12 protein-coding genes and 1 riboswitch are annotated in these 12,493 nt (G+C 38.8%); of the genes, 6 read left to right on the top strand and 6 right to left on the bottom strand.

The features are described 5' to 3' along the window. Window positions 1–91 precede the first annotated feature (91 nt). Window positions 92–174, top strand: a riboswitch (cyclic di-GMP riboswitch). 284 nt (window positions 175–458) lie between these two features. Both HRT55_RS06725 and orn read right to left on the bottom strand, forming a co-directional pair. Further along, window positions 459–2,234 carry a DUF885 family protein gene (locus tag HRT55_RS06725; protein ID WP_291619852.1) on the bottom strand — a complete coding sequence of 592 codons (1,776 nt, stop codon included), beginning with the start codon at window positions 2,232–2,234 and terminating at the stop codon, window positions 459–461. A 102-nt stretch (window positions 2,235–2,336) separates the two neighbouring features. Continuing rightward, the gene (orn, locus tag HRT55_RS06720; protein ID WP_291619850.1) at window positions 2,337–2,882 is read right to left on the bottom strand and encodes an oligoribonuclease; all 546 of its coding nucleotides are present in this window, start codon (window positions 2,880–2,882) and stop codon (window positions 2,337–2,339) included. A gap of 98 nt (window positions 2,883–2,980) precedes the next feature. On the opposite strand from orn, the gene rsgA reads away from it, so the two are divergent. The 5 genes from rsgA to HRT55_RS06695 all read left to right on the top strand — a co-directional run bounded on the left by rsgA (window position 2,981) and on the right by HRT55_RS06695 (window position 8,760). Continuing rightward, window positions 2,981–4,039, top strand: coding sequence for a small ribosomal subunit biogenesis GTPase RsgA (gene rsgA / locus HRT55_RS06715; protein ID WP_291619848.1), 1,059 nt, complete (start codon window positions 2,981–2,983; stop codon window positions 4,037–4,039). Between the two features lie 10 nt (window positions 4,040–4,049). Continuing rightward, window positions 4,050–4,943: an archaetidylserine decarboxylase gene (asd, locus tag HRT55_RS06710; protein ID WP_291619846.1), complete on the top strand. Its 894-nt coding sequence runs from the start codon at window positions 4,050–4,052 to the stop codon at window positions 4,941–4,943. 152 nt (window positions 4,944–5,095) lie between these two features. Then, the gene (locus HRT55_RS06705) at window positions 5,096–5,476 is read left to right on the top strand and encodes a BlaI/MecI/CopY family transcriptional regulator (RefSeq protein ID WP_291612721.1); all 381 of its coding nucleotides are present in this window, start codon (window positions 5,096–5,098) and stop codon (window positions 5,474–5,476) included. A gap of 99 nt (window positions 5,477–5,575) precedes the next feature. Beyond that, window positions 5,576–7,648, top strand: coding sequence for a M56 family metallopeptidase (locus tag HRT55_RS06700; RefSeq protein ID WP_291619844.1), 2,073 nt, complete (start codon window positions 5,576–5,578; stop codon window positions 7,646–7,648). A 107-nt stretch (window positions 7,649–7,755) separates the two neighbouring features. Next, complete coding sequence (locus tag HRT55_RS06695) at window positions 7,756–8,760, top strand: alpha/beta fold hydrolase (RefSeq protein WP_291619842.1); 1,005 nt, start codon at window positions 7,756–7,758, stop codon at window positions 8,758–8,760. A 12-nt stretch (window positions 8,761–8,772) separates the two neighbouring features. Here HRT55_RS06695 and HRT55_RS06690 read toward each other — a convergent pair whose 3' ends face one another. Then, window positions 8,773–9,693, bottom strand: coding sequence for a cation diffusion facilitator family transporter (locus tag HRT55_RS06690; RefSeq protein WP_291619840.1), 921 nt, complete (start codon window positions 9,691–9,693; stop codon window positions 8,773–8,775). Window positions 9,694–9,773: 80 nt separating this feature from the next. Here HRT55_RS06690 and trmL point away from each other — a divergent pair, with 80 nt between their 5' ends. After that, window positions 9,774–10,238: a tRNA (uridine(34)/cytosine(34)/5-carboxymethylaminomethyluridine(34)-2'-O)-methyltransferase TrmL gene (gene trmL / locus HRT55_RS06685; RefSeq protein ID WP_291620446.1), complete on the top strand. Its 465-nt coding sequence runs from the start codon at window positions 9,774–9,776 to the stop codon at window positions 10,236–10,238. Window positions 10,239–10,601: 363 nt separating this feature from the next. Here trmL and gpsA read toward each other — a convergent pair whose 3' ends face one another. From gpsA to grxC, 3 genes are read right to left on the bottom strand one after another with little or no spacing between them, the layout of a single operon-like run. Continuing rightward, on the bottom strand, window positions 10,602–11,606 hold the full coding sequence (gpsA, locus tag HRT55_RS06680; RefSeq protein ID WP_291612731.1) for an NAD(P)H-dependent glycerol-3-phosphate dehydrogenase: 1,005 nt from the start codon (window positions 11,604–11,606) through the stop codon (window positions 10,602–10,604). A gap of 49 nt (window positions 11,607–11,655) precedes the next feature. Continuing rightward, window positions 11,656–12,153: a protein-export chaperone SecB gene (gene secB, locus HRT55_RS06675; protein ID WP_291612733.1), complete on the bottom strand. Its 498-nt coding sequence runs from the start codon at window positions 12,151–12,153 to the stop codon at window positions 11,656–11,658. A gap of 54 nt (window positions 12,154–12,207) precedes the next feature. Then, the gene (gene grxC / locus HRT55_RS06670) at window positions 12,208–12,468 is read right to left on the bottom strand and encodes a glutaredoxin 3 (protein ID WP_291620444.1); all 261 of its coding nucleotides are present in this window, start codon (window positions 12,466–12,468) and stop codon (window positions 12,208–12,210) included. Between the last annotated feature and the right edge of the window lie 25 nt (window positions 12,469–12,493).

Below are 12,493 nucleotides of genomic sequence, written 5' to 3'. Positions count from 1 at the left end.
TATTACTACTTTTAACCTATAAAGCGAAGCAAAAGTAGCCTTTTCTGTTTACATTTATAAAATTCAACCTATAATGAAATTGAGCTTTACAGCTTGATAAGGGCAAATCTAATGAAAGTTAGAGACGCAAAGTTACCGGTCTAAAGGGAAACCTATGATAGCGGGACTACCAAGTTTAGATATAGTGGGGGCTTATCTTAATTCGATAATCCACTATCTGTTTCTTCCGTTTTCTTTGCGTGCTCCCTCTCCCTTATTCCTTTAAATCCCTTCTGGAACAGCCACATCATCCACTCTGTACAAATTATTTAATAAGATTATATCGCTATTATTCAATCAAGTAACTTGTAATGCCGTTGTGTGCTATCAATATTTACTTCATTAAATAAAGCGAATAGCCTAATACTACCTAAGATAAACCAGACTATTCACTGAGATAAATAAGAGTTATTGCATGATTATTTATTTTCTATTGCCTGCTCATGGATATATTGCATAACAACTTTATCCATCATAGATAATGGCATAGAGCCGTGCTTGAGTAATTGATCATGAAAGTCTCTTAAATCAAAGTCTTTTCCTAATGCTTGTTCTGCCTCATTACGTAAGCGCTTAATCGTTAATTCGCCCATTTTGTATGACAGTGCTTGCCCAGGCCAAGAAATATAGCGATCTATTTCTGTAGTCACATTGTGTAGTGACAATGCAGTATTACTCGCCAAAAAATCAATCGCTTGTGCTCTACTCCAACCTTGAGTATGCATACCCGTATCAACAACTAAGCGGCATGCTCGCCACATCTCATAAGTTAAGCGACCAAAGTTATGATAAGGGTCTTCATACATGCCGGCCTCGATGCCAAGGTATTCAGAGTACAAGCCCCAACCTTCACCGAAAGCTGAAATGTAAGTACGATTGCGAAACTTTGCCACATCAACCATTTCTTTTGCTAAAGATATTTGTAAATGATGGCCTGGCACAGCCTCATGGAGTGTTAATGCTGTTAAAACATAAAGTGGTCGTCGGTCAAGTCTATAAGTATTTACCCAGTAATTACCTGGCTGATCATCACGAGATGAACCTGCATATCTGCCAGTAGTGTATTTGGGAGCAATATTAGCCGGCACTGCCATAACACCATAAGGCGTTCTTGGTAGTGTTTTAAAGAGCGATGGTAATTTAGCATCCATTTTTTTAGCAATAAAAGATGCCTCTTTTAATAGCTCAGTTGCTGTGCTTGCATAAAATTGAGGGTCGCTACGTAGAAATTGTACAAACTCAGCAAAATCCCCATCAAAGTCAACTTGCTCAATAATAGCTTCCATTTCTCCACGAATACGCTTTACTTCCACAAGGCCTTGTTGATGCACTTGCACTGCGGTCATAGGCAAGGTGGTATAATGTACTAATCTGTTTTGATAATAAGCGTCGCCATTAGGCAGTGAACTAGCGGCAATATTATCTCGAGCATTAGGTTGGTACTCATTAACCATAAAGTCATAATAAGCTTTATATGCGGGCATAACTTTAGTGCTTAACACATGCTTAGCTTGTCTTTGTAATTCTTTTTGCTGGCTTAAGCTAATAAAAGCAGACATTTTATCAAACGGTTTATAGTAGCCACTCTTAGTGACATCTTCTTTAATAAAGGCCGAGATAGATTGCTCGAAGCCCTCAAGAACTATTTTAGGTTGGCTAATTCCTTGTTTAAGCCCTTCTTTCATCCAGTGAGTTTGCTGTAAAAAATAGTTTGGTAAGGCAGCTAGACGTGCTAAATAATCTTGGTAATCGACAAATTTTTTAAAATCACCTTTCGTGGAAATACTTGCTATCCAAACATGAAAGCCTGACTCGGCCGTAAGTGGCATGAAGTGCTCTTTGTTAGTGTAATTATCTAACTGATTTTTTAGGCTGTAGCTAAGAACTGATAAATTAATCTGATTATCTTGTGTTAATTTTTCATCATCTAAGGCCATTAATTGCTGATATATAGCTAAACGCTGTTGGTAGTGTGTTAATAATGTATCTGCTGATAGGTTTGGTAATTTAGCATTATTTCCACCAACCTCAGGCTGATTAAAAGGGCTTGATTGTAGATAAAATTCTTCATGTATTTGAATAATAATAGCTAATTGTTGATTTTCGCTATTATGATCTACATTCGCGGCTTGGCTGGCATTGATTAGGCAAATGCTCAGCACAAAAAGCACTAGGCAAGTGATTATAGTTTTCATTGGAATTACTCAAATAGGAAGATGGCACGATAATAACGTTATATTATTTTTCGTGCCTTAATTTTTGTATCTTTATTGTTAGCTCTAGGGCTAAGGGGATAGTTATAGTTTGAAAAATAGCTCTCTATAAACTTTTAACTCGGCAATAGACTCTTTAATATCATCGAGTGCTAAATGCGCGCCAGTTTTAACCACTGAGTCTAGCACTTCTGGTTTCCAACGCCTTGCCAGCTCTTTTATCGTACTGACATCTAAATTACGGTAATGAAAATGATCTTCAAAGTCAGGCATATATTTATTAATAAAGCGTCTATCTTGCCCGATACTGTTGCCGCACATAGGAGACTTGCCTTGAGGTACCCATTCTTGCACAAAAGCCAAACTTTGCTGAGTTGCCTCTGTCAAGCTGACCTCGCTATCACGACATCTTTGCGTAAGCCCTGACTTACCATGATGTTCAATACACCACTGGTTCATATTATCTAGCACTTCATCACTTTGACTGATGGCAAATATTGGCCCTTGCGCTAAGATATTCAAATGACTATCAGTGATAATGATAGCGATCTCTAAAATAACATCACCCTCAGGCTCAAGCCCCGTCATTTCTAAATCAAGCCAAATTAAATTACTGTCATTACCCGCCATAAAGTTCCCTTAAAAAAATGCACAAGCATTCATATATTATTGTTAGTATAATACGCCAGAACTAAGTTGGATCAAATTAAATAGTATGAATAATTAACATGGCTAAAACAAAAAAATTGACCGAAGGTCAACAAAGGCGAATTAAAGCCAATCATGATAAAAGGCTACAAGGCAAAAGCACTAAAGGTAAAGATAAAGTGCAGTGGGATGATGGCGACCTAGGAGCTCCAGAGCAAGGGACCATTATTAGTCGATTTGGCCAGCACGCCGATGTCGAAAATAACCAAGGTGAAATATTCCGCTGTAATTTACGCCGCTCTATTTCCTCTCTTGTATGTGGAGATAAAGTGCTGTGGCGTCTTGGAAATGAAACCCAGCATAGCATTACCGGCATTATTGAAGCAGTACATGAGCGTGATTCTGTTTTAAGTCGCCCGGATGTTTATGACGGTGTTAAACCCATTGCTGCTAATATCAGCCAAATTTTAATTGTCTCTTCGGTATTACCCGTATTTAACAGTGATATTATTGACCGCTATTTAGTCGCTGCCGAGCAAACTGGTATTACTCCAGTGATAGTGCTTAACAAAACTGATTTGTTAGACAGTATCTCCACAGACGAACAAGCAGCGATCAAGAAGCAATTACAAATATATCAAGATATTGGCTATCAAGTGCTTTATGCCAGTAGTAAATCACGTGAAGGCATAAATGAGCTTAAACTGCAGCTGGCGCAACATACCAGTATTTTTGTTGGTCAGTCAGGCGTGGGGAAATCAACCTTAGTTAATGCGTTAATGCCTGAACTAGGGATTTTAACAAAAGAAGTCTCAGAAAATTCAGGTTTAGGACAACATACCACCACAGTGGCACGTTTATATCACTTTATGGAGGGTGGCGATTTAATTGACTCCCCTGGTATACGAGAGTTTGGTTTATGGCATTTAACACCTAAACAAGTTTGTCATGGTTTTATCGAATTTTCAGATTTTCTTGGCCTATGTAAATTTAGAGACTGTAAACATCAGAGCGATCCAGGTTGTGCTCTAATTGCAGCAGGAAAGAATGACAAAATCAGCCCTGCTCGCTTAGCAAGCTTTCAGCGTATCTTAGCCAGCCTCAATGATAATAAATTAACCTCGCGTTTTAATAATTAAGGAAAAATGAGTGTCTTCAAAAAATAATATTAGCGATAAAATTAAAATTGCCTTGCAATACATTATGCCTAAACACGCTATTTCACGTTTAGTTGGCAAGTTAGCTGCGGCAAAAATGGGTTGGTTAACCACTAAACTTATTAATATGTTTATTAAGGCATACGGCATCAACATGGGTGAAGCGAAACTAAAAAAAGCCAGTGACTTTAATACCTTTAATAACTTTTTCACCCGCGAATTAGCAGAGGGTGCACGAACCATTGATGATGATAACAATGCTATATGCTATCCAGTAGATGGGGCGATTAGCCAACAGGGTGATATTGTTGACGGTCAACTTATCCAAGCAAAAGGTTTCAATTACAGTTTAACCTCATTGTTGGGCGGTGATGCCGCAACAGCAGCACCTTTTCAAGGCGGTAAGTTCTCTTGCATTTATCTTGCCCCAAAAGATTACCATCGCATTCACATGCCAATGGCAGCCACATTACGTGAAATGATTTATATTCCCGGAGAGTTGTTTTCCGTCAACCCGCTAACGGCTGCAAATGTACCCGATCTTTTTGCCCGCAATGAACGTGTTGTTGCTATTTTTGATACCCAATTTGGCGAGCTTGCTATGGTCTTGGTCGGCGCAACAATAGTTGCCAGCATTGAAACTACATGGGCGGGTACTATTACACCTCCTGCAGGCAAAGACATCTTCAGATGGCAATACCCTAAAGAAGGCGTTGATGCTATTACTTTTGAAAAAGGTGACGAAATGGGTCGCTTTAAGCTGGGTTCAACGGTAGTTAGCACCTTCGCTCCAAAAATGTTGAGTGAATTTGCAGTAAATGCTGGTTCTGGCACAGTCACCCGCCTTGGCGAACTCTATGCTTCATTAGATACGACGGAAAAATAGACTATTTACTCAGTACGAATACCAAGCAACAAAACGGTTGCTCATTTAGTGTACTCGATATAAGCTTAGACAAAATACGATTAAGTTCGTAACTTGTCTAAGTATTATAATAATAGTTAGCCTGATAAAAAACATCAAAAAAGGAAGTGTACATGGCGCATGATAAATCTACTCTGAAGCCCACAGAAGCAGAGTTAACATTACTCAATGTTCTTTGGAAAATGGGTCCCGCTACTGTAAGACAGGTTCATGATGTTGTTAGTTCGACGCAAAAAACTGGTTACACCACCGTTTTGAAAATATTACAAATAATGCATGAAAAGACATTAGTCATTCGTGATGAAAGCAATCGAGCTCATGTTTATGCTGCGGCAAATAGCCAAACACAAACGCAAACATCACTTATCAGAGATTTAATCACAAAAGCCTTTGGTGGCTCTACCTCTAAACTGGTAATGCGCGCTATTGATGACTCAACCAGCACTGAAGAAATTAATGATATTCGTCAGCTGCTAAATTCATTAGAAAAATAGTACAACTCTACTTTGACTATGTTTGATCAATTATTTAATAGCCCTTTTTTATATAGCTTATCGCTAACCTTAGTGCACTTTGTGTGGCAAGGCTTATTGGTGGCCTTCATTCTAAAGTCGGCGTTATTTATTATTGATAAAAACAAGTCGATATTGCGTTATGCCGTGGCAACATTGGCAATGTTTTCAAACGCAGCACTAGCACTACTTACCTTTTTCATGGTGTACCCAGATACAAGCTCAGGTATTAATAGTAATCTTAGCCCTATTCCGTTAACCAGTTTAGTCAATGAGTTAACTCAGAAAAGTGCATTATTAAGCTATCATGAACTACTGCCTTCAATATTAGCTCACTCCTTGCCTTACCTTTCATTGCTTTGGCTGACGACAATTACCATACTGGCTTGCAAGCTTTTAATTGAAGTTCGAAATGTAAATAACTTACCTTTGCATTCGAGTATTTCCCCCTCTTCCGCTTTGCTCATCCGCTTTAATGAATTAGCTCAGCAGATAAAATTAACTAAAACGCCCAAGTTACTCATCTCATTAAAAGCCGAAGTACCTATGGCAATAGGCTGGTTAAAACCTGTAGTTTTACTACCCGCTAGCATGGTCACTGGCTTAGATTCTGCGCAACTTGAAATGCTTATTTTACATGAACTGGCTCATATTCGTCGTCATGATTATTTAGTTAACTTTTTACAAACACTTATCGAGTTATTATTTTTCTTCCATCCAAGCGTGCATTGGATTGGTAAACAAATGCGTAATGAACGAGAATATTGCAGTGACGATATTGCCGTACAGCATTGTGGTGATGCCATTGCCTATGCGCACACGTTAACGGATACCGCCTCGTTATGCGCCAAAAACCATTTTCACACCATTCCAACCATGGCAATGGCAGCATCGGGTGGTGATTTAAAAGCGCGCGTACTGCGCCTTGTTGATCACCATTGTGCACCGAGTAATAACACCAGTAAATGGCTCGCTGCCATTAGCCTTTTGCTAGCATTAACCTTACTTAGCATAAATCAATTGCTGACCATGCCATTCGCCCAACAGCTAAATGATCAATTCCCATGGCAAGAAAGTAATTCACTTAGCAAAAATATATTCCAATCAAGGTTAACTGGCTTTGATAACAGCCATGCAGAAAAACAGACAATGGCAAACGACTCAATTGCTCAGCAATTACTAAGTCGTGAAAATAGCTTTGCCAAACCTGCCCTCGTCGGCATAGCTAATAATGAAAATAATACTAAGACAGCATTTATTAATAACAGTAAATTAACGACTGCGGCACTTAAATCTTTAGCGGTTATACAGAGTCAAGTGTCTGTCGAGCCAGTACTTAAAACAGCGCCTATCTTTAACCAAGAGTTTGGCAAGGATAAAATAAAAACAGCTGAGCTTGCCCTTACCTATGAGCAAGTAACATTCCAGAAACAGCTGGACAACTCGAATGAAAAACAAACTTTAGCTCAGCTTAACCTAGCTAATGATGAAGTAAGTAAGATCAAGGGTGACTTAGTAGGTAAAACATCGGCACAGACTATTATTGAGCCTAAGCAGACTATATATACGCCAACAATGAACACCCTAACTCAATCAAGCCAAATAACGAAAGCCAAGCAAGCGTTTAAGTCAGCCGTTATAACTACTAAGCTGGACCCCATAGAAAGTTTCGATAAAAAGTTTCCGGTGACATTCAATAACGCATTGCCGAGTAATACCAGCGCTTATACTCACGTGTCATATCGCCAAGAGATCGACCAGTTAGCCCGACAAAATGATCTATATGTCGCCTCACACGCTCTTAATTCAATAACTAGTGTGATAAACAAAGTAAATGAATTAGCTGTTTCCTCTAACCAAACAGCCATAGAAGCACCAAGTTCACATGAAGCTAAGTTGTTGAACTCAATCAGCCCAGTTTATCCAAGCCTAGCTAAACGTCGTGGCATTGAGATGGAAGTGAAGGTAAATTTCACCATCGATCGTTATGGTAAAGTAAAAGATATTAATTTTAGTCCGCAGAGTAAACTTATCTATTTCAAATCGGCTATCCGCTCAGCAATTCGGAAATGGCGCTTTAGTCCCGCAACAAAAAACAACCGCACAATTGAAAGTAAAATGAGTAAAATATTCTCTTTTAGCTTGCATGCATAATTTGCATATTTCATAGTAAAATTTAGAGTAAATCCTGCTTCACCCCGAGTAATATCAATTATACTGTTCAGTAATCATTACTGTTTATCTACTTATAGGGTTTCTACGTGAGCCATTCCGCACAGTTTAATCAAGAAGTAAATCTTAAAGGGAAGTTGCCTGAGCAAATAACAACCTTCTGGCAGCAAGGCTTGTTTAATTCTTTTTTAGGAACTGATGAAGTAAGTATTCATTACGCACAGTTTATTCAGCAAGAAGCTGAACGACCAACAATCGTCATAGTACCTGGTCGATGTGAAAGCTATTTAAAATACCAAGAACTCACCTTTGATTTATACCAGCAAGGCTATAGTATTTTTATTATCGATCACCGAGGTCAAGGCTTATCAGGACGATTACTTACCAATTTGAACAAGGGTTATGTTGTTAAATTTCAGCACTACGTAGAGGATTTACGATATTTCATTGAAAATATTGTAACTCAGCACTGTTCCGATAAACCCTACCTATTAGCTCATTCCATGGGTGCTGCCATTGCCACTCGCTTTATGCAAGATTCAAGCAATGCCATTAAAGCAGCAGTAATCTCATCACCTATGTTGGGATTCAATTCAGGGCTATTACCAACGGCCATCGCTGAAATGATGATAGCGGTCAAACTAGCACTCAATAACTTAATCAGTAATAACCCTTGGTATTTTTTCGCTCAAAAAGACTACTCACCAGTCAGTTTTGACCATAATAGGCTAACTCACTCAGTGCAGCGCTACCAAATATTTATCAACTTATACAAGAATAACAAGAGCATTCAACTTGGCGGAGTCACTAGCCATTGGTTAGCAGAGGGCATAGCAGCACAAAAGCAGATTTTCACTCAGCTAGCTCAACTTAAGACGCCGATATTACTGTTGCAAGCAGGTGACGACATTGTAGTTTGCCAACGAGCACAAGATGATTTTTGTCAGCAGTTACATGCCTTACAACCGCAATCTTGCCCCAAGGGAATACCAAGTAGGCTTGATGGCGCCTTGCACGAATTATTCTTTGAAGTAGATGATTATAGAAACAGCGCCTTAAATCAGAGCCTTGCTTGGTTTAAACAACATAAGTAACACCTTAAGAATTTAGCTTGTAGTGTTTTTAGACTGCTCACTTTGCACCACAGAGCTAGGATCGTGGTGAATAAAGACTTCACAAGGGGCGAGCAAGTGGCAAATTTCAGTTTCAATTTCGTCGCCAATGCTATGCGCTTCAAATAACGATAAGTCATCACTTAATTCTAAATGAAATTGCACAAAACGCTGCACTCCCGACTGTCTAGTACGTAGCTCATGAATGCCTTTTGCTTGGCCATGGTTTAATACAATAGCTCTTATCTGTGCTAGTTCATCATCACTTAACTCACTATCCATTAACTGGGCAACACTTTGCACCATAATTTGACCCGCGCCAAAAACGAGGTATAAGGCAACTAATATGGTGAACACACCATCCGCATGTAACCATATACCTTGACTCAAAATAATGGCCGCTAAAACCCCTAGGTTGAGCAATAAATCTGATTGATAATGCAAGGCATCACCACTGATAATAATGGAGCCTGTACGCTTTATTACATAGCGCTGAAAAGCAACTAAACAGAGGGTTAAGGCAATAGAGATAATCGTCACCCAAATAGCCACTTCACCTTGCACTATCGGTTGCGGATTAAGTAAACGAGAAACACCACTAAAAATAAGGATTATGGCCGAGCCAAGTACAAATGCTGCCTGCACTAGCCCAGCTAAACTTTCAGCTTTACCATGACCAAAACTGTGCTCTTTATCGGCTGGAGCCAGAGCAAAACGCAGAATAACGATACTCATTATCGAAGCAAATAAATCTAAAATAGAGTCAGTGGTAGATGCGAGCATAGCACTCGAATCTGTGACCAGCCAAGCATAGAGTTTAATCACTACTAAGATCAAGGCTATTGAGGTTGAAGAGATAGCGGCTAGCCGCACCCAGAATGCATATTCATCCGTTGATATTGATCTTTTCGCCATAGCTAATCCTTGAAGAAAAATTAAGATCTGAAAGTCATTAATCGTTATAATAACAAAAATTTAATCAGATGATGATTGTTATGCTAGATGTTGTACTTTTTCAACCGCAAATCCCGCCAAATACTGGCAATATAATCCGTTTATGCGCCAATTCAGGCTTTCGTTTGCATTTAATTGAGCCATTAGGTTTTGATTTAGATGATAAAAAATTACGTCGTGCTGGATTAGACTATCATGAATTTGCTGCGATACAACGTCATGCAAACTTCAAAGCCTTCATTGATAAAGAGCAGCCAAAACGAATATTAGCCATAACTACTAAGACCAACAATTTTTACGGTGATGTTAGTTTTAAAACCGGGGATTATTTATTGTTTGGCTCAGAGACGGCAGGATTACCCGAAGAAGTTCGTGTACAAATCCCTGATGAAGATAAAATTAGAATTCCGATGTTAAAAGAAAGCCGCAGCATGAACTTATCAAACGCAGCAGCCGTAATTGTTTATGATGCCTGGCGTCAACTAGGTTTTCCTAACGCGGTATAATACCAAGTCCATTAAGTTAGTTCTCACTCAGAGCTTGCCAGCGGTTTGAGAATAAATAGAATTTTTTTGCATATAGTCACTCTATATGAAAGAAATTCTGTGCAGTTATCGAATCACTGGAAAGCTCCCAAAGGGCGAGCTTAAAAGGCTTACATGCTGCGTTATTGATTTTGATAAGGGAATAACCATTATCTACAATCAATGCCTTGCCTCTAAGCCTTTTAACTCTCGCTGATTGGGAAGAAACTTATTGGAATTGGTATAATCAGTTTTCTATAAGTGATAGCAACAAAAAAGGGTAAATCAGTCTTTGACCGATTTACCCTTTTTAATATTCACATTATTGATAAAAAAGTGAAAGAATTACTCAAATTTCTTATCACGAGAAAGTAAGTCAGCAGCTGCTAACTTGGCATCCTTTCCGCGGTAAAGTACTTGATAAACTTGCTCAACAATTGGCATTTCCACACCATGTCGTTGGGCTAGCATATAAACTTCTCTAGTATTACGATAGCCTTCAACTACTTGACCGATATCAGTAATCGCTTGCTCAACTTCACTGCCCTTACCTAATGCTAAACCAAAACGACGATTACGAGATTGGTTATCGGTACAGGTAAGTACCAAATCACCTAAACCCGCCATGCCCATAAAGGTTGCTGGCTCAGCATTTAACGCTAAACCTAAGCGGGTCATTTCAGCTAAACCACGGGTAATTAAGGCTGTACGTGCATTAGCACCAAAGCCAATACCATCGGCTATACCCGCCGCAATAGCGATAACATTTTTAACGGCACCACCGAGCTGTACACCAATAAAATCTTTATTAGCATAAACTCGAAATAGTTTTTCACAATGCAATAAGTCTGACAACTCAGCAACAAAATCATCATCCTCAGAAGATAACGAAATAGCGGTAGGAAAACCTGAAGCCATTTCTTTTGCAAAGGTAGGGCCTGATAACACCGCTAAAGAAACATTGTCACCGAGTATTTTAGTGGCAACTTTCTGCAACAAATCACCGGTATCAGGATCCAAGCCTTTGGTAGCCCAAGCAATTTTTTCATTGCCCGTTAACATTGGTTTAATTTGTTTAAGCATATCTGCAAAAGCATGGCTTGGCACCACAACTAAAATATTATTACTTGCTTGCACTGCCTTTTTTAAATCAGCTTCTAACACTAATGCTTCAGGAAAAGGACAGTCGGCAAGATATTTATTATTTTCTCTATCTTGTGCCATAGTAGCGACATGATTAGCATCACGCCCCCACAACAAGGTTTTATGACCATTTCTGGCTAAACAAATTGCTAGCGCTGTGCCATAAGACCCAGCACCAAGCACAGTAATTTTTGCAGCTAAAGACATATACAACCCAATTTATAAACTAATGATATTTTCAACGAAGTGCTAATAACTAGTGTGTTTCAGTACTTTGCGGCACGTTTTCTTGTGCGGCACGTTGTTGTACATAAGAAGCATATAAACCTTCAAAATTAACGGGTGTTAAGTTAAATTGTGGGAATGAACCACGGTTTACTAGGCTTGCTACTGTCTCACGAGCATACGGGAATAATGTTGTTGGGCAAAAAGCACCAATAGTATGGGCTAACTGTGCTTCAGGTAAGTTACCAATAGTGAAGATACCCGCTTGTTGTACTTCAGCTAAGAAAGCAGTTTTGTCTTCTACTGTAGCCGTAACAGTTACCGATAAGACAACTTCATAAGTATTATCAGCTAATTTAGTGGAGCGAGTATCAAGATCTAATTTGATTTCAGGTTTCCAATCTAGTTGAAAAATTGCCGGAGAATTTGGCGTTTCAAAAGAAACATCTTTAGTAAAAATACGTTGAATGGCAAATTCTGGAGATTGTGCTGCTGCTTCATTGTTTGCTACTTGATTTTCTTCAGCCATGAGAGGCTCCTATTTTATAATTGTTATAATTTTTTAATTTAATGGAATTGAGTATTAGTTTACGGCTAACAGTCCATCCAACTGATTATTCATTTCTAAGGCCACTAACTGATCGCAACCACCGACATGTTCATCATTAATAAATATTTGTGGAACGGTATAACCACCATTACTGCGTTCAATCATGGTACTACGTTTAGTCATATCACCATCGATCTTGATTTCATTGTATTCAACTGACTTACCTTTTAGTAAGGCAAGAGCATGGGTACAATAAGGGCAGTACATTTTGGTATATATATCAATTTTTACCATTTTTATTTCTCTGTCATAAATGAGT

It is taken from the genome of Colwellia sp., assembly GCF_013214175.1.
GTDB lineage: Bacteria > Pseudomonadota > Gammaproteobacteria > Enterobacterales > Alteromonadaceae > Colwellia.
The sequence above is the reverse complement of the archived record's forward strand: the minus strand, read 5'-3'. Positions and strand labels throughout refer to the sequence as shown.